The sequence below is a fragment of the Candidatus Thiosymbion oneisti genome (assembly GCF_900092655.1).
In the GTDB taxonomy this organism is placed as follows: Bacteria; Pseudomonadota; Gammaproteobacteria; order Chromatiales; family Chromatiaceae; genus Thiosymbion; species Thiosymbion oneisti.
Genome location: NZ_FLUY01001386.1, coordinates 1 through 17,546, shown reverse-complemented (window position 1 = coordinate 17,546; position 17,546 = coordinate 1). Strand labels below are relative to the sequence as shown.

At 58.5% G+C, this 17,546-nt stretch carries 19 protein-coding genes; 14 read left to right on the top strand and 5 right to left on the bottom strand.

Annotated elements, in window-relative coordinates; translation table 11 throughout:
* Window positions 1-258 precede the first annotated feature (258 nt).
* Window positions 259-639: a clan AA aspartic protease gene (locus BQ17_RS14285; protein ID WP_089728173.1), complete on the bottom strand. Its 381-nt coding sequence runs from the start codon at window positions 637-639 to the stop codon at window positions 259-261.
* A gap of 514 nt (window positions 640-1,153) precedes the next feature.
* On the opposite strand from BQ17_RS14285, the gene BQ17_RS14280 reads away from it, so the two are divergent.
* The 3 genes from BQ17_RS14280 (at window position 1,154) to aroE (ending at window position 3,872) form a co-directional block, all read left to right on the top strand.
* Window positions 1,154-1,831, top strand: a complete 678-nt coding sequence (locus BQ17_RS14280; protein ID WP_089728171.1) for a general secretion pathway protein GspJ — start codon at window positions 1,154-1,156, stop codon at window positions 1,829-1,831.
* A complete protein-coding gene (locus tag BQ17_RS14275) occupies window positions 1,828-2,760 on the top strand; it encodes a type II secretion system minor pseudopilin (RefSeq protein WP_089728169.1) in 933 nt (310 codons plus the stop codon). Before BQ17_RS14280 ends, BQ17_RS14275 begins: the two co-directional genes overlap by 4 nt.
* A gap of 272 nt (window positions 2,761-3,032) precedes the next feature.
* Entirely contained in the window at window positions 3,033-3,872 is an 840-nt protein-coding gene (aroE, locus tag BQ17_RS14270) for a shikimate dehydrogenase (RefSeq protein WP_089728167.1), read from the top strand.
* Between the two features lie 203 nt (window positions 3,873-4,075).
* On the opposite strand, the gene BQ17_RS14265 is transcribed toward aroE, so the two are convergent.
* Entirely contained in the window at window positions 4,076-4,540 is a 465-nt protein-coding gene (locus BQ17_RS14265) for an Rrf2 family transcriptional regulator (RefSeq protein WP_089728165.1), read from the bottom strand.
* Between the two features lie 366 nt (window positions 4,541-4,906).
* Here BQ17_RS14265 and BQ17_RS14260 point away from each other — a divergent pair, with 366 nt between their 5' ends.
* From BQ17_RS14260 to BQ17_RS14250, 3 genes are all read left to right on the top strand, one after another.
* Window positions 4,907-6,103: a TraB/GumN family protein gene (locus tag BQ17_RS14260; RefSeq protein WP_089728163.1), complete on the top strand. Its 1,197-nt coding sequence runs from the start codon at window positions 4,907-4,909 to the stop codon at window positions 6,101-6,103.
* Between the two features lie 300 nt (window positions 6,104-6,403).
* The gene (locus BQ17_RS14255; RefSeq protein ID WP_089728162.1) at window positions 6,404-6,613 is read left to right on the top strand and encodes an AbrB/MazE/SpoVT family DNA-binding domain-containing protein; all 210 of its coding nucleotides are present in this window, start codon (window positions 6,404-6,406) and stop codon (window positions 6,611-6,613) included.
* Window positions 6,613-7,005, top strand: a complete 393-nt coding sequence (locus BQ17_RS14250) for a type II toxin-antitoxin system VapC family toxin (protein ID WP_089728160.1) — start codon at window positions 6,613-6,615, stop codon at window positions 7,003-7,005. Before BQ17_RS14255 ends, BQ17_RS14250 begins: the two co-directional genes overlap by 1 nt.
* Here BQ17_RS14250 and BQ17_RS14245 read toward each other — a convergent pair.
* Window positions 7,002-7,586 carry a YqiA/YcfP family alpha/beta fold hydrolase gene (locus BQ17_RS14245; protein WP_089728158.1) on the bottom strand — a complete coding sequence of 195 codons (585 nt, stop codon included), beginning with the start codon at window positions 7,584-7,586 and terminating at the stop codon, window positions 7,002-7,004. The genes BQ17_RS14250 and BQ17_RS14245 overlap by 4 nt on opposite strands.
* A gap of 222 nt (window positions 7,587-7,808) precedes the next feature.
* Between BQ17_RS14245 and epmB the strand changes: the two genes are divergently transcribed.
* The 8 genes from epmB to BQ17_RS14205 all read left to right on the top strand — a co-directional run bounded on the left by epmB (window position 7,809) and on the right by BQ17_RS14205 (window position 16,528).
* On the top strand, window positions 7,809-8,855 hold the full coding sequence (gene epmB, locus BQ17_RS14240) for an EF-P beta-lysylation protein EpmB (RefSeq protein WP_256091614.1): 1,047 nt from the start codon (window positions 7,809-7,811) through the stop codon (window positions 8,853-8,855).
* Window positions 8,856-8,957: 102 nt separating this feature from the next.
* The gene (locus tag BQ17_RS14235) at window positions 8,958-10,043 is read left to right on the top strand and encodes a hypothetical protein (protein WP_089728154.1); all 1,086 of its coding nucleotides are present in this window, start codon (window positions 8,958-8,960) and stop codon (window positions 10,041-10,043) included.
* 118 nt (window positions 10,044-10,161) lie between these two features.
* On the top strand, window positions 10,162-10,383 hold the full coding sequence (locus tag BQ17_RS14230; RefSeq protein ID WP_089728153.1) for a hypothetical protein: 222 nt from the start codon (window positions 10,162-10,164) through the stop codon (window positions 10,381-10,383).
* Window positions 10,374-10,760, top strand: coding sequence for a type II toxin-antitoxin system VapC family toxin (locus BQ17_RS14225; RefSeq protein ID WP_218068279.1), 387 nt, complete (start codon window positions 10,374-10,376; stop codon window positions 10,758-10,760). The genes BQ17_RS14230 and BQ17_RS14225 overlap by 10 nt, the downstream gene beginning before the upstream one ends.
* A gap of 204 nt (window positions 10,761-10,964) precedes the next feature.
* Window positions 10,965-11,792: a hypothetical protein gene (locus BQ17_RS14220; protein ID WP_089728150.1), complete on the top strand. Its 828-nt coding sequence runs from the start codon at window positions 10,965-10,967 to the stop codon at window positions 11,790-11,792.
* On the top strand, window positions 11,789-12,985 hold the full coding sequence (locus BQ17_RS14215; RefSeq protein WP_089728148.1) for a hypothetical protein: 1,197 nt from the start codon (window positions 11,789-11,791) through the stop codon (window positions 12,983-12,985). The genes BQ17_RS14220 and BQ17_RS14215 overlap by 4 nt, the downstream gene beginning before the upstream one ends.
* A gap of 6 nt (window positions 12,986-12,991) precedes the next feature.
* Window positions 12,992-15,886 carry a tetratricopeptide repeat protein gene (locus BQ17_RS14210; RefSeq protein WP_089728146.1) on the top strand — a complete coding sequence of 965 codons (2,895 nt, stop codon included), beginning with the start codon at window positions 12,992-12,994 and terminating at the stop codon, window positions 15,884-15,886.
* 165 nt (window positions 15,887-16,051) lie between these two features.
* Window positions 16,052-16,528 (top strand): nucleotidyltransferase family protein, encoded by a 477-nt coding sequence (locus BQ17_RS14205; RefSeq protein ID WP_256091613.1) that lies wholly within the window; start codon window positions 16,052-16,054, stop codon window positions 16,526-16,528.
* Here BQ17_RS14205 and BQ17_RS14200 read toward each other — a convergent pair.
* Complete coding sequence (locus BQ17_RS14200; RefSeq protein WP_089728143.1) at window positions 16,456-17,289, bottom strand: metallophosphoesterase family protein; 834 nt, start codon at window positions 17,287-17,289, stop codon at window positions 16,456-16,458. The genes BQ17_RS14205 and BQ17_RS14200 overlap by 73 nt on opposite strands.
* Window positions 17,286-17,546: integrase core domain-containing protein (locus tag BQ17_RS14195; RefSeq protein WP_141699292.1), on the bottom strand; the 261-nt coding region annotated here is incomplete at its 5' end. The genes BQ17_RS14195 and BQ17_RS14200, both read right to left, overlap by 4 nt.

Genomic DNA, 17,546 nt, shown 5'->3' with positions numbered 1-17,546 from the left:
TCGGTATTGGCGAAGCGGGCGGGGAGCCAATCTACGGACAGGCTCGAGGCCTCAGGGTGGGACGGCTTCCCAGGTACGCTTCATCAAATCCCTTTATAACCCTTCCCTGGTATTTCCTTAGAAACAGAACATACAAGGGTGGGCTGTGCCCACCACAACAAAAGCGGCTTCCAATAAGGTCGCGGAAATAGATCCCGCGTAGCTGCTTCAATGAGAATATTCGGCGGGATGCGGCCATCCCTGGCCTGTCCCGCCCTACTACCACCATCTACGGGCTTGCTTTAACCGAGTAGCCGGCATTCGCTTCAAGGTTTGATTGCGAGGATCAACCACAATCCCAACGGATTCCAGTGCAGTGACGCCGAGGATAGGCTCAGACTCGGCGTCGCCGAAAATTATTGTACCGCCGACGATTTCACCCATGAATTCAATATCGCCTGTGGTTATATCCATTTTGGCTTCGCTGCCGTCCGCGAGCTCATAGATATGCTTGGCCTTGGGTTTTAAGCCAATCGCTTCAAGCCGGTCTTTAGGCACAAGCGAATCGACCGCACCTGTGTCAACCAAAAACAGACCTTCCCATGTCTTCTTCGGGTTGGCAGGATTTCTGATGGTTACGGTTACATGCTTGGTGCCCATGGTTGCCTCTCATTGGATTTCTAACGGCACTCAAACATTAGGCTTTACCAGGCACGAATTTTGCGACCACCAGTCCGGCTACTCCACTCAACAATAGGTTTCTCTTCATGACATTCTCCTCGTGGTTTGATGCTCAATTGTACACGCACTCGCCGGTGAATCGGTTTAAGATTGGCCCATGGGTCACGACCGGAACTTCAAAAACCTTATTCTCGACTACTCGCGCCAGGTGTTAGCCTTTTTCGCCCCTAGGAATTTTGCCCGCGGCAGCGCGGGCGCGGCTGCGCATTCCACCAGGACGGCAATTTCCGGAGATATGCAGGCCGGAGAGATATGCGGGCTAGTGTGTCCGTCACCGCCGTGCCGGAGAAACAGACTGAAACTGGATACTAACCTGCCCAGCTTATCCCGAACCCAGCCTTTTCCATGCGGATCGACCAAGTCCGAGCGTCTCCTTGCTTTCCCCCGACGACTCCGTGCCCTCGGCCCTGGGCGTGCGCTCGGCTTCACCCTCATGGAGTTGGTCATCGCGCTGGCCCTGATCGGACTGATCACCCTGTTGCTCTTCTCCGGTCTGAGGCTCGGTACCAGGGCCTGGGAGGGGGTAGAGACCACCGCGGAGCAGACCGCCGGGTCGCGCATCGCGCGCAATTTTCTAGCGCGGGCACTGATACAGGTAAGACCGACACGAATCACTTTCGAAGGGAAGCAGATGACGGTCTTCGCCGGCGATGCGGAGAATCTGGAGTTCGTCGCGCCTTTGTCCGAGCATGTAGGCACGCCGGGACTCTATATTCTGAGCCTGACCTTGGAAGAGGACGGACGGCTGGTGCTGACGCGCCGGTTACTCCATCCGGATGTCCTCGAAGAAACCGACAGTATTCCGAAGTGGACGCCTTTCGATGGCGATGGAGACATTTCCGTGACCGGTCCCCTGGATGAGGACCTTGCCGTGGGTGCCTATGGCAGTACCCTGCTGCTCGACGGCGTCGAGGAATTACGGATCGGCTATTTCGGCATCCCAGAGGGGCAACGGGAGCCGGAGTGGGGCCCCGAGTGGTTGGGAGAACCCCGTATACCCCTGGCCGTTCGCGTACACTTGATCGCCCAGGGACGGACCTGGCCCGACATGCTCTTCCGGCTACCCCGGTTCGGACTCGCACAACAGTCGATCCTCCGTGATGGACCATGAAGGGTCGGTGCTCGGTGCAGCGCGGCATCGCCCTCATGTTGGTCCTCTGGGTCCTGGCTTTGCTCACCATCATCGCCGTTGGGTTGACGACGGCCCAGCGCACCGAGAGCACCCTGACCGGTAACCAGCTCGCTAGCGCGCGTTTCCATGCCTTGGCCGAGGCCGGCGTCAGCTGGGCCATTCTCAATCTACTGGCCCCGGTGACGATCATTGACGAAGAGACCGAGGTGTGGGTCCCGGACGGTATGCCGCGGTCCTGGACCTTTGCCGGCGAAACCCTCCAGATCAGGGTATTCAACGAGACCTCGCGGGTCGACCTCAACACGGCTGACCGGGACCTGTTGGAGGCCCTACTCAGGGCCGCGGCCCCTGGAGGGGAGGAGGCAGAGGAAAAGGTGAGCACCTTGGCCGACGCCATCGAGGATTGGCGCGATACCGACGACCTGACCGAGCTCAACGGAGCGGAGGATAGGGAATACGCCGCCGCCGGCCGTTCCTACGGTGCTAAAGACGGCCCTTTCGACAGCGTGGATGAGCTGCAGCTGGTGTTAGGTGTCGACCGGGATCTTTACCGCACCCTGCTCCCGGCCCTCACAGTGAACGCCGGCGGTGCCGAGCTGAACCAGCGGTATTCCCCACCGCTGGTGCAGGCTGCACTGGAGGCGCTGGGACGAAAGGTACCTGCCGGGGCCGGCGATTCGGATGGGAATGCCGTCGACCGCGGCGGACCCCTATACCGGATGCGCGTCACCCACTTGGTCGATACCCACTTGGTCGATAATGGGCCGGGCTTGACCATGGAGACCCTGATACGCATTGAGAAAGGCAGATCACCGCCGTTCCGCGTCCTATGGCGACGTTTCGGATTGGTTGCCGAGCAATCCGTCGCGTCCGCCGACGCGGAAGACGGAGAAGACGGGCTTTTCTAAAGCAGCTGTCAGTCCATCGATGCGGTTCGCGCCTCCTCGTGGTGCCATCCTGTAAGACCTACCGCGCTCACCGCATCCTACGGCACTCGCAGTGGGTTGGGCACGCCACACGCAGCACCCCCTCTCCCTCCGGGAGAGGATCGGGGAGAGGGAGAGGGTCGGGGAGAGGGGATCAAATCAAGAAACGGGGCATAATGAACCCTTCTACGCTAACCATTTAAAAATTCACCACTACCAAAAAACGAAGGACCTGGATCGAATCCACTGAAAACATGGTCGATAAGTACGCAGTCATTGGCAATCCCATCGCGCACAGCAAGTCGCCGTTCATCCATGCCGAGTTTGCCCGCCAGACCCGGCACGACATGGCGTATGGACGCATCCTGGGCAACCCGGACGACTTCGCCGGAGACGTGCATCGCTTCTTCGCCGCGGGCGGACAGGGTATGAATGTCACCCTTCCCTTCAAGGAGCGGGCCTGGGAGCTGGTCGACGAACGCAACCCCAGGGCCGAGCGCGTGGGTGCGGTCAACACCCTGACCCTGCTTCCCGACGGTCGCCTTGGCGGGGATAACACCGATGGGATCGGCCTGGTGCGGGATCTGTCCGAAAACCACGGCTTCGACTTCGGCGGCAAGCGGGTACTCCTGCTCGGGGCCGGGGGTGCCTCCCGCGGGGTGTTGCCCTCCCTCCTGGAAACGGGGCTGGATACCTTGGTCATCGCTAATCGTACCGCCGCCAAGGCGTTGGACCTGGCCGCGGCCACCGCGGCGGATCGAGTCAGCGGGTGCGGGCTGGAGGGGCTGAGCGGACGCCGTTTCGACCTGATCATCAATGCGACCTCCGCCGGTCTCGACGGGGGCGTGCCCGCGATTCATCGAGACTGCCTGGCCCTAGGCGGTTGGACCTATGACATGTTCTACGGTGATACGCCTACCCCCTTCCTGCGTTGGGGCAGGGAACGAGGGGCTGCCTGGGCCCTGGATGGTCTGGGTATGCTCGTGGAGCAGGCCGCAGAGTCCTTTTTCTTATGGCGAGGGGTGCGTCCCTCGACGCCCCCCGTCATCGCCCAGCTCCGGGGCGATCAGGCGTACTCCCAGGTCTTGAGATGACGTGGGATAGGATCGATAGCGGCTTGTGGCCCCCGGCTTACCACATGTCGAGCGAATGACGGCCGTTCCAATCCCTCCTGATGCAGAAGCAAGTCGATCCGGCCGGTACTGTCTGCCGTAGGCAGGGCAGATAGGTTCGCCGGGATCGCATTTCCGGGCAGGTTGATACGCACTTACCCTTGCACTCCGGAGGGGTGGATCGGTCAGGCAGCCTGTTTTTTGTCTAAAGCAGGCTGGTCTGCGCGATCGACCTCGGCGCCGTCACCAAGGCCCCGCCGTACCAAATCGGCCAACGAGATAGCATCCAAAAAGCTAAAGACCTCGTTGCTGAGTTGGTCCCAGAGGGTGTGAGTAAGGCAAGGGTTGCCACCGCGGCAGTCTTCCCGTCCGTTGCAGTGCGTGAATTCGACCCACTCATCCACGGCACAGATGATATCCGCGATGGAGATTTCGTCGGACGGTTTTCCAAGGTAGTAGCCGCCGCCCGGACCACGCACACCCCGGACCAGTTGTTTACTGCGCAGGGCCGCGAAAAGCTGCTCCAGGTAAGACAAGGAAATACCCTGGTCCACGGAGATATCGGCTAGGGTCACAGGCCCCTTGCCGGAGTGCAACGCCAGATCCAGCATGGCGGTAACCGCATATCTTCCTTTGGTAGAGAGTCTCATGGTCGTTTTTCCTTAATTTTAAGTTCGATGCAGACAGAATCCTTTGATTTCCCGTTTCTCAAGATCGGGAGCTAGCGGGGGAATGAAGGGTTACATGTCCTGTGTCAGCCTTCGTACACGCAAACCACTGGACCCACCCCTGATAACAAAGCATAGCTATATCATAGTAAAATAGTCAAGAATTTTCCTACACATCCAGGGTAAGCGCGTATCAATGAACCGCTACGGACCGATTCCCCACACCCTCCTGCGGGGAGAGTCCTTTGCGCCTTTGGGGTTCAAGGGTTCAAACTATCCCGCGGCCAAACACCATAGCCTTGTTATCATGCCGCCACCCCTGATCGTCTCGAGGACCCAAGGCCGAACATGCACGCATCCGAGGAACCGAGAATCGATGTCCGCCTGGGCAATTCCGAGCTGACCCTGTTGGGCACCGCGCACGTCTCCCGCGCCAGCGCGGACAAGGTACGCGGGCTGCTCCAGGGTGGTGATTATGATGCGGTGGCCGTCGAGCTCTGTCCCAGCCGACACCAGGCGCTCATGGACCCGGATGCCCTGGCGCGTATGGATCTGTTTTCCGTGATCCGCCAGGGCCGTGTCTACATGGTCGTGGCGAGCCTGGCCCTGGCTGCCTACCAACAGCGGCTGGCGGATCAGTTCGGAATTGAGCCGGGGGCCGAGCAGCGAGCCGCCATCCTGGTGGCACGGGAACGCCGGCTCCCGGTGCTGCTGGTGGACCGGGAGATCGGCGTCACCTTGAAGCGGACCGCGGGGAATCTTAGTTGGTGGAAGCGGTTTGGGCTCTTCTCGGGTCTGCTGGCAACTCTGCTCTCTCGCGAAGAGGTCACGGAGGAGGAAATCGAGCGTCTCAAGGAAGGTGATGTGCTGGAGACCACCTTTGCCGAATTTGCTGAGGATCGCCGGGATCTCTATGTCCCCCTGATCGATGAACGTGACCGTTACATGGCCGCCCGGCTGCGCGAAGAGATCGCGAGCAAGCGCCACGAGAAGGTCCTTGCAGTGCTCGGAGCGGGACATATCGAAGGTGTGGCGGGCCACCTGCGGGAGGTGCCGGGACGGGACCCCAGGGCCGAGCTCGCCGAGCTCGACCGGTTGCCGTCACCGCAACGCTGGCCCAAGCTCATCCCCTGGCTCGTCGTCGTCCTGGTCCTCGGGGGCTTCGGCTATGGCTTCTACCAGAGCCCGGGGCTCGGTCTACGGGTGGTGCTGGACTGGGTGCTCATCAACGGTAGCCTCTCCGCCCTAGGCGCCGCCGTCGCCGCCGGCCACCCGCTGACGGTGGTCACTGCCTTCCTGGCCGCCCCCCTGACCTCCCTGAATCCCACCATCGGCGCCGGTATGGTCACGGGGGCGGCGGAGCTCTATCTGCGTCGGCCCAGTATCGGCGACTTCGGCCGCTTGCGCCGGGATACCGCCACCCTCAAGGGTTGGTGGCGTAACCGGGTCTCGCGCACCCTACTGGTGTTTCTGTTCTCCACGCTCGGATCGGCCATCGGCACCTATGTCGCGGGGTTCCGCATCTTCGAACGGCTGTTTGCTTGAAGATTCGAGGCGATACCGATAATACCTATCGGGCAGAGGCTCAGTTTAAAAATTTTATGCTTGGCCGCTCACTTTCCGGCCCATTTAACGCTACGACGCAATGGCGCCAAGACGCAAAGTTTCTTTGTTCTTTCTTTGCGTCTTTGCGTCTTGGCGTCCTTGCGTCCTTGCGTCCTTGCGTCCTTGCGTCCTTGCGTTTTTTCGCGAACTGAGCCACTACCACCTATCAGCACCGCTTGCGTCATTTCCAGCAGCGGGTTATATTTTTACTGATTCATCATCGATAAGGGACATGTAAAAATGATCGCTGTCACCCTCTCCAGTAAGTACCAACTTGCTTTGCCCAAAGCCATCCGTGACGAGTTGGGGTTGCACGCCGGGCAGAAGTTTGCCCTCATCACGAAAGGGTCCGTTATCGAGCTGGTCCCGCTGCGTCCCATCGAAAAATCTCGGGGTCTGCTCAAGGGAGCGAATCCGGAAGGGTACCGCGACCGCAGAGATCGCTACTGATGGAAGTGTTGGTCGATACGTGCGGCTGGATCGAGTGGCTGACAGACGGTGTTTTTGCAGAGCGTTTTGCTCCTTTTTTGACCGAGCCCGAATCGCTGATCGTTCCCACCTGCCTGCAATTCGAGCTCTATAAGTGGGTCAAGCGTGAGCGCAACGAGACACTAGCTATGGAGATCATGGCCCTGACCAACCAAACCCAGGTCATTCCACTGACCACCGCGCTGGCGCTCTATGCGGCGGATTTGTCTCTGGCGCATCGCCTTTCCTTCGCCGATGCCTTGATTTACGCCACAGCACGCCGCTACGAGGTGACCTTGGTTACCATCGATGACCATTTCGCCGGGCTTACCGACGTCACCTATTTTCCTAAGCGCCTGCTGTCGGAGCCCTAGTCCCTCGCAGCTTCCTCCCTGATCACGGCCTCCCTGATCACAGCGGTCGCCTCCTCCAGGTGCTGGAACTCATGATCCCCACCTTTGAAGATCAGGAGCCTGCCGCAATCGCGATACAAGGACTCGGCGATGCGAAAATCGATCACTTCATCGCCCTGGTCCAAAAACAGGGTAGTCGGGACCCCGTCGCAAGGGGTATCGACCCCGTATTTTCGAGTACTCTCGATCAGATCCCGACCGATGATGTAGGTCTCGCCGTAGGCGGTGGTCTGAGACGTACCCTCAAAACCCCGCAGCAGATCCCAGGGCGTGAGTGCCGGGTTGATGAGAAACAGATGCGCGAAGGTAAACTGTCGGGCCAGATACTGGGCGTAGAAGCCGCCCATGGAGCTGCCGACGACGATGGGTGGCTGCTCCTCGCGTAGCCCGCGGAAAAAATCGCTGAGCTTTGCGATAGCCGCATCCGGTCGATGGGCCGGATAAGACGGCACCAGAACCCGGCTGGGCGCCAACCGCTCGTGCAGCACCCCCGCCTTGTGGGATTGATTGGAACTGTTGAGGCCGTGAAGATAGATCAACATCGCTGGTCTTAAGGTAGTCGCAGCACCCGCTGCCCTTTTCGGCCCCTGATTATACCCGTCATGGACGGATTTTCCGCTCCAAGCCGCGCCGACACGCGCGCTCCTGAACCCGGAATTGTCGGTCGATGAACTCGCCGGCACCCTGCAACCTCACGAGGCCCGCCTAACCTGACCGACTTCCTGATGCAGGGGCGGTGGGTACAGCCATTTGCCGGAAGCAACTTGATAACCGAAGAGAAGATCCTCAGCACTCGTCATGCGTGGCAGCAGGAGCTGAGCAGGGCGATCACCCGCCCGGAAGAACTCATCAGGGTCCTGGACCTCGACCGGGGACTGCTCCCCGCGGCATACGCGGCGGCGAAGCGATTCGGCCTCCTGGTCCCACGCAGCTACGTCGCGCTCATGGCGCCGTCGGAGCCCCAGGATCCCTTGCTGCGCCAGGTCCTACCGCTCGCAGAAGAGCTGTGGAGTCCACCCGGCTTCAGCACCGATCCGGTGGGTGAACGGGCGGCGGTATGCACCCCAGGCCTCCTGCGAAAATATCAGGGTCGTGCCTTGCTGCTGCTCACCGGCGCCTGCGCCATTCACTGCCGCTACTGCTTCCGCCGCCATTTCCCCTACCGAGAGGACTCCGCCCAACTCGATCGTGCCGCGGGTGCCGTCCGCCGGCTCGCGGAGGACCCTTCGATCCGCGAAGTGATCTTGAGCGGAGGGGACCCACTGATGCTGGACGACGAACCCCTCGCCATCCTGATCGGCAAGCTCGAAGAGATACCACACCTGCGACGCCTACGCCTGCACACTCGGCTGCCGATCGTGTTACCCGCTCGGGTCACCGATCGCCTGTGCCATATCCTGAGCGCGAGCCGCCTGCAGCCGGTCATGGTGGTGCACACCAATCACGCCCGGGAGCTGGGATCAGCAGCCCGGAGCGCCCTGGAACGATTGCGTAACGCCGGGGTCTTGCTCCTCAACCAAAGCGTGCTCCTACGCGGCGTGAATGACAGTGCACACCGCCTGGCGGCGCTCAGCGAGACATTGTTCGAGTGCGCCGTTGTGCCTTACTATCTCCACCTGCTCGACCGGGTCCTGGGCGCGGCACATTTCGAGTCGGACGAGGCGACGGCGATTGAGATCCTGGATCAGCTGCGTACACTGTTGCCCGGCTATCTGGTTCCGCGGCTGGTGAAAGAGACAGCGGGCGAGCCCTATAAGATCCCGTTAGGGCTATACAAGCTTGATACCAAAACAAAGAAAGGGGCACTTTGAAAAATATGATTTTCGTCAGCGGCACGCTTGAATAATCAATGGCTTAGGGTCGCCCGATTGGTGAAAACACCTATTTTTCAAGGTGCCCAAAGGAGAGAGGAAATGAAAAGATACTTAGTGATATTTGCTTTTGGGCTGCTGTTTTCTGCTCAAGCACAAAGTGAATTTATGCTATCTAAAAGTGTGTTTGTGCATGTTGCAGAGCCAAATACACTAGAATTCCAAAAGAATGAATTCGCCTACTTTCCCGCTGGCACAAGATTATACAAAGGGGATGAACATAAAAACCACCTTGGCGCAAGGCGACAATTAGTTTTTTCCGAATATGGGATTGCGGCGTATATTAAATCTGGTATGTTTTGGAATTCTGAGGATATACAAAGATTAAGAAACGAAGGTGGTGATAAATGGGTATTTATTACCAGACAAAAAGACGTTATCGCCGAAATATCTGACAAGGTGAGATTGGTTATAGGCTTTAGCAGAGGGGAAAAATACCCTTTGGTCGAGGAAGAAGAAGATTCCTTTTCCATCAAAGTCGGAAAAAATAAAATTCCGGGCTTGGGAGACAGCGTAAATTATCAGGTAATAATACCCAGAAAGCATGGAAAGCTTGTTAACTTATCCAAAGGCTTAAGCCCTGAAGAAGCTGCCACGTTTAAGTTAAGTGTAGTAGATGGTGTAAGCGGTATTAAAAAACCATGCAACACAACAACAGCTATCGCTACGAAATATGGTGGTTCTGCTTCTGGTGAAGTAGGTTTCAGCTTAAAGAAGTTTTGGCTTGGGTTGACTGCTAAAGGTGAAGTTCGCGCTGAAACTGAAACAAGCAAGCTGGAAGAGTTTGATAAAAATATGAATGTATCTAGAAAATATTACACTAGGTCTCACCAGCCGGGAATATACAAGCTAACTCGTTATAAATCATGTGGTGGAAATCAGGATATCTCATACATTTACACGAGCAAAGATATTGATGAGGTTACTGTCTCAAAAGAGTTGGTGCAAGACACACCTGTTGCTATTGACAAAAGAACTAGCCAAGTGTTGATTTCTTGTCCAAAACAGTATTTTGCATATTACGATGAATTGATTGAATGGGAATTCGATCATGAGGAGATACCATTTATTATTTCTAGTACCGCAAAATTTAAAGCTATAGCTAATAGCAAATGTCTTCAGCCCTAACAAACACATACACATAGACAGCAAAAAGCGCTGCTCCTTCGTCGCTATGCTTTTTGCTGCCAGTGATGTGAGGCGTTAGGCGCGGAACTGAGAAACACCCTTCTCGGAGGACAAAGAAATGGCCCAGTTAGTTGTTCGGTTGGAAAGCGAAGAAAAAGCTAAGTTGCTTTCCGAGTTTCTTTCGGCTTTAAACTTCGTTAGCTCAGTCGAGTTGGCTGAAGATAGACTCATACCGCTGAAAACTGAAGAAGATTTTTTCTCCTTGGCTGGTTTGTGGAAAGGTAGAAATATAATCCAAGATTCCATCCGCAAAAGTGCATGGAGAGAAACATGTCAATGATTCTCTGCGATACCAATATTCTAATTGAATTTTATAAAAATACACCAGAAGTTATTGGTGAACTTTGTGAAATCGGCCAACATCAGCTAGCAGTAAGCACCATAACACAAGCCGAGTTATATTTCGGAGCTTTAGATAAGACAGAATTACAGAAAATAAAAAGACATTTATCTTTGATTTTTGTTATTCCCGTTGATAATCATATTTCCATGCAGTTTATTTCGCTGATGGAAAAATACTCATTGAGTCATAAGCTATCTATCCCAGATGCTCTGATTGCCTCAACCGCCTTGGTACACCAACAAGAACTCTATACATTGAATGATAAGGATTTTCGCTTCATTTCAGGACTACGACTATACAATCCAAGGATGTAGCAAGCTGTCAGACAAAGGGCCGTAGTATTCAGTGTGGCACGAACCGCATCGATCAAGAACGGAATAGGGTGGGTAGTGGGATTAAAGCAAATTTCGCCTAACATTTGGCTGCAAGCGACCCAATGCCGCGGTCCGGCTCCTCAACAATTTTCAAACTCAGTGCCACGCGGCATTGGGTGCCTGAGCCAAGCCGATCGATTCGAAATGAAATCTTGCGAACCACAGACCCAACAGCTACTGGCCGAACAGCCCGGCTACCAGCAGGCAGTCCACAACCTAAAGAGTGACTGCCCCGCCGCCGGGAATCCATGGGCCAACATCCCGGTCGCTATCGAGCAAGCGATAAAGGAGGCCTGCGACGCCGACCTAGACCGGCCCTTTACCGAGATCGTCGAGGACCATCAGACCATCCGGCGACCGGACGCCTACCCGGCCCGCAACCCCCCAGACGAAACCCCCTTGCGTCGTGTCGTGGCGCTGACCAGATTCCTGCATCGCCATTTTCTTCCCGGTCCGGAAGAACCCGCGAACTATTGGAGCACCGAAGCGCAAACCAACCTATTCGAGGCGAGAGAGGCGTATCGGCAAATGCTGAAAAGCAAGCCGAAATCCTTGGGTAGCGAACTCTTTCACGGAACTACCGGCAAGTTGGGAGCACCTACATGGTGGACCTTTCCGGAGGTAGGATGCCCAGCACCTGCCGATGCCGCTACCTACATGGAGGAGCTGATGTTGGACCCCCAGAGCATCGATGACGCGCGCCGAGAAGGAGGGGTCGTTATTTTGATCCCCCCACAGCTATTGGCCGACCAAGCCTATAAGCCCTGTGCCCTGGATGCCTTTTGGGAGGATACTTCGTTCCGACCGGACCATAGCGAGCGGCCCTATGGCATGACCTGTCCCGCGCGGCCGGAATTGAAAGGGCACCCGGAGTTGATTTCTCGGTCCTATTCTTATAGTGATTGGCAATCCCGATTAGAGAAGATCGACCTGGAATGGCTGGAGCCATCCGTATTGGAGCCATCCGTATGACAGCCAAAGACCCAGAGCTCGCATATCTTGCCGGTCTGCGCCGGCTGCTGCGCGAGGAGGCACCCTTCGATCCGGTCAAGCAGGTGATTCGCGCTCGGCTGGAGGGTGTGCGCGAGCCGGTGCAGGGCCTGATCTCCCCACCCCTGGGCCGGGACGAGCCGGATACCAGTCTTTTACTGCTGTATCTGTACGACCAACTGAGAAGGGACCAGGATCGGCCCGCCCGGGACCGATTGCGCCGCGTAGCGGTCGAGCTGTTGGAAGAGGCCCTAAACGCTGGCGCCGGTTTTCGGGCGATCAACCGCCTGGGCCAGTTGGTCGGTGCCTTCGAGGTTCGCCGCTCGGAACCCTTGGCGGGCCGGCTGCGCACCTGGCTCTGGGGGTATCTCGATTCCCGCCTGCCGCAGCCGGGTGAGGCCCTTATCTTGCTGACCGGCGACGCTCTGATCCGGGCCCGTCAGATCCTGGATCTCTGGCTGGCGGTCACACCGCCCTTGCCGCCCGGCTGGCCAGAGCACTATGCCGGAAAGATCAGGCTGTTTTTCGATAAGGCCGTCGAGCAAACACGGCAAGACCATTTCTCGCTCAGTAAACCGAGATTCCATCTGCTTACCCTCCTGTATCGGGGACTCTTGAAGCTCTGCCCGGAATATGCCGGCTGGCAATACCCGACCTTATGCCGGTTGGCCCAGGGCACCCGCGAGCGGGATGCCAGGGGGATCTGGCTGGCCCTGTGTTGGGAGTATGGTGTCCTGCTGGGCGCGGACCAGGCCTGGCGCAAATACTTCGCCCAAGGGTTGACCAGCATCCGTGAGGATGAAAAGAGACATTATCGCGAGCGTTCCGATTCGGAACTGAATGATCTTTTCTGGCGCGGATTGGAATATCTGGATCACCTGGAGCAAGAACTCTATCTATCCGAATCCACTCCACCATATTTGGACCTGGAAGTAGCCGGCAAACCGAAGGATACCGCCCGGCTTCATGGTGATTCCGATTCGGAATCGGGAAGGCTTTACTTATCCGAATCCACCTCGGTATCTCCGGGTCTGAAGGTAGCCGACGAGCCGAAGGATACCTCCTGGCCTTATGGTTATTCCGATTCGGAATCGGGAAAGTTTTACCCACTCGGACTCGCCTCCAAGCTCCTACGCCCATTAGTGTTGGATTCCAAACCGGTACCAGCTGCCTGAGTAGTGATGAAAATCATCAGCTTTTTCTCCTTCAAGGGCGGCGTCGGACGCACCGCCCTATTGACCAACCTGGGGGCCTATTGGGCCGGTCGGGGTAAGGTGGTGGTGCTGATGGATCTGGATCTGATGGCGCCGGGCCTGGCCTACTCGCCCCTGGCAGGCCCCTATCTCTACCCGGAGGGGAAAGATCTGGGCATGAGCGACCTGATAGCCGCCTTACAGCCCGTGATTGAGGAGCCGGACCGAGAGGAGGCGGCACAGGGGGTCTTCCTGCCCCCCCATTGGCTGTTGCGCCAGATGCACCTGTCCCACCCGGACGGTGGACCGGGAAAAGATCAGGATCAAGGCCAACTTCTACTCATCGATGCCGGCAGCCATCCGGTCACCGGCGCGCCGCCGGGATCCGACGGCATCCTGGCACCCATCCCCCCGCGCCGGGGTACCCCGGACGAGAGCGACCGCCAGACCCTCTACCGCAGCCTGGCCTATCAGATGCGGGAGGATCTGGAGCACTGGCGGGTCCCCGAGCCCTACCCTGCCGCGGGCCGGACCATCGACTATCTGTTGATCGACAGCCGCACCGGCTTCGCCGAGCTGCCGGATCTCAGCCTGGGCTATCTAGCCGACCGGATCGTACTGGTGGCCGGCCTCAACCCCCAGAACCTCAAGGGCCTGGAACTGACCCTGCGCGCCCTCTTGGCCAGCGACGAACGAATCCCCATCGACGAGCTCCATCGCCAGCTCTGCGTCGTCTTCTCGCCGATACCGACCGCCGAGGACGAAACCGTGTTCGCGGCCCTGGAAGAGGCCCACAGCCTGCTGAACCAAAGCCGACGCATCGCCGCCAATCGGGAATACGAACGGGTGCCGGAGAGCTTCGTCCTGCACTACACCCCGATCCTAGCCACTAGTGAGTTTCCCCTGGTGCCGCGGTGGCCCGAATCCCTCTACGGGCGCGAGGTCCTGCGCATCGCCCACCACCTGGAGGGCAAGACCGGGCGCGAGGACCAGGACCAGACCCTGCGTCGGATTCGTGACCAGATACTGCAAATCACGGCGCCGGCCGAGCAAACACCGGAAACGACGCCCGTCTCGCCCCCCATGGGTCACCGACCCAATCCCCTGACCAATCTGCCGGCTTGGCATTGGCCCTTGGGCGAGCCAGACGAACCGGCACGAAGGAAGAGGTTAGATGAATTGCTGCCGGCCGATTCGGCCATTACCACCGATCGGGAACATTTCCTCAACCGATTGGCAAATAGCCTCGTCCCCACGGCGGAAGAAAAACAAGACATCCTGCAATCCTATCCATCCTTGTCGCCAGATCGGGTCGGTGAATTACTAACGATCTTCAAGGAGGAACAGAAGGGATTCGAGTCGTTATTGGAACAATTTCCAGATGGTGTCTTTGACCCATTTCATCAGCGAGTTCCGGAATGGGGCGGGATTGTCCTGGGGGATGAGAATGCCGGCTGGCGGCGGTATCTGTATGCACCGTTGAAGGGAGAGAGCCTGTTCGCCCATGCGGAGGCTTGGCCCCACTACTGGTTGGGCCTGGCGCGAGAGCTAATCGCGCGCATGGGGGACAGAGAGGCGGCAGATCAAGCCATCGAGCGGGCGGAGGCCGTAGCCGACCCGTCGGAGCTGGAGACACTGGCCGAGCAGCTGCTCGAGCTCGAGCTGCCGGAAACGACGCCGGCGGAGATCTGGAACCAGCTCGAGGAACGGGCGCGCCGACTGGCACCGGGTCATGCCTGGCTGGATTTCCTGATAGCGCGCCGGCTGCTGCAAGCGCCGGAGCCGGACCTGGCCCGTGCCGAGCAATTGCTGACACATCTGCTGGACCATCCACCCGACGACAGCTTCCGGTGTTTTCTCATGGTCACCTTGGTAATCGGCGAGTTGCCGCGACTGGCGATAAGGACCGAACCCATACTACGCCAAGCCATTGCGCTCGACCTGAAAGATGCCCTTCCCTGGCACAACTTGGGCAATCTGCTCACGGAGCATCTCAACCGTTATGAAGAGGCTGAGGCGGTCTATCGTCAGGCCATCGAGCTGAATCCGAAATTCGCCCATCCCTGGAACGGCCTGGGCGATCTGCTCATGCAATATCCCGACCGCTATGAAGAGGCCGAAGCGGCCTATCGTCAGGCCATCGAGCTGGATCCGAAATTCGCCTTCTCCTGGAACGGCCTGGGACTATTGCACCAAACCTTACACCGCGATTGCGAGGAGGCCTTCCGCTGCTTCACGGAGGGCCTGACCAGATCCAAGCCTGAATCCCTTGAAGCCGCCCATCTCCAGCTGAATCTCGGCCGGCTGGAACTGGTACGGGGCCGACCGGACCGGGCGCGGAAGGCGCTGGAGCAGGCACTCGATCTGTTCGACCGCCAACCTAGATTCCAGGCCAATGCCTTGTGGTTAGCCGTCGGGCTGGCGGGGCCGACCGATCCCGAGAGCGGCCCGCGCCTGGTATCGAAGACTGACCATTCTGCTGAGGAATCGATAGCAACACTAGCGGAACGCCATACCCGACTGGCTCGGAAGGCATTGGAGAGGGACCCGAAATCCGCTGCCGCCCGGTATCTGTTCATCGCCTCCCTGGCCACGGGCGAAGCGGACGAGGCGCTGTGGCGGGAGATCTTGTCCCGGCTCGAGACCCATCAGGCCTGTTTCGGCTTCATCAACGACCTCTATCTGTTCGCCGGTCTGCGACCGGATACCGCCCCGGCCGCCGCCCAGCGGGTCGCCGCGCTGCTGGCGCTGCCCGCGGAGCAGGTCGCCCGTTTCCGTGACCGACCCAAACCGCCGGACTGGTTGGAACGCTACCGTCCCTTCGCCGAGGGCCGCAGCCGCGGCGCCGGTGATCCCGCCGACCACACCCGCTTCTGTTTGTAGGTCGGGTTAGGCGCGTCTTACCGATGGCGAGGTCCACTAACCCATCGAAACCAACTACGCACAGCGGCGTCAGCTGGGGATTCGCAATACAGCTGTTGACATTTAACTCTAATCGATTGTTTTCACTATGTTAAATGGCTGCAACACCCCACTCGATCCACCCTAGTGCAGGGAGGAGGCGGAACGAAGGCACGGCTCACGCTCGACGAGGCCACACTTGCCGGCTTTTACGACCGACACTCCATTCGACGGCTTTCACTGTTCGGATCGCAATTGAAAGGTGCTGCTCGTCCTGACAGCGATCTGGATCTGTTGGTGGAATTCGAGCCGGGTAAGGAACCCGGTTTGATCGCTTTGGCAGCAATAGAGCTGGAGTTGTCGGATCTGTTGGGGGGAGCCTGGTGGATCTACGCACGGCGCAGGATCTATCGCGCTACTTCCGCGAGGAGGTTGCGCGCACGGCTGAGGTGCAGTATGCACGCTGAGGACTGGTCGCGTCTGTCGCATATGATCGATGCTGCGGAATCCGGGTTGGATTTCAGGGCCAGACGAGAGCGCACGGAGATCGATTATAAGGATCGCAGAAATTCGGTCACCGCGCCTTCGAGGGTGATGGCACCGCTGCGCACCGCTTCCCCGTAACGGCGGTGCCAGCTCGCCAGCAGCACGCGGGCTTGGTGCCACTCCTCAAAGATGATCTTTACCAGGGGGCCTCCCTGCTCGATGAACCCGGATTCCACGAAATCCCGTTCGGCGCGCGCCCGGTCATAGGGCAGGCGGACGATGTGGGTCTGCCAGCGACCGCCCCGCAGCTCCAACCGGCCGTAGCTGGCGCGCACGTCGTCGTCGAAAGGGGAACCCACGGAGCCGACGTTGAGGATGCCGGTGCGCCCCAGCCGACGCTGCAGGGGCTTGTGGGTGTGGGCGCCGACGAATAGGGATATGTCTTCCGGCAGCCGGCCACGCAGGTCCTGGTCCGTCGTCCTGGCGGATATGCCGGCCCGATGGCCGGCCATGGAGCCGTGGGTGACATGGACCCAGCTATCCTCGGCATCGGCGTGAAAGCTGATATGATCGGGCCAGTCGAGCAGGGCTTCCTCGACTTCGGCGATCTCCCGGAAGGTTAGGTCCGCGAAGCGGCGCATGGCTGCGTCGAGGGCGTCGAGGGGGCGCTCCTGGCCGCAGCGGAGTACCCAGGCCTCATGGTTCCCCACGATCGGTAGCCAGCCCTGCTCACGGCGTAAGGCGTCGAACAGCTCGAGGCAGGCGCGGCTGCTCGGGCCCCGATTGACCAGGTCTCCCGCCATGATCACCAGGTCCGGGTTCCAATCCAGGATATGCTCGACGGCGACCTCCATTGCCGGGAGATTGCCCTGGACATCGGAAAACACGGCGACCTTCATGTACTGTACCTGTCAAGTCCCGCCAGATTATAGACACATTTTTTGAACAGATTAGGCTGTTTTTGATACCAGTTTTTCATGGCTTGAAGGGGCGGGATGTGACCCAAAGCCTTTTGGGGAAGGTGTTGATTATAGACCTGGACGTAGCGTTTGAGGGTCTCGGCCAAGTGCGCGGATGAATCGAAGCGGGTGGTGCGCAGCACGTCAGCGATACGGCCATTGAAGCGCTCGATCATGCCGTTAGTCTGCGGGGTTCT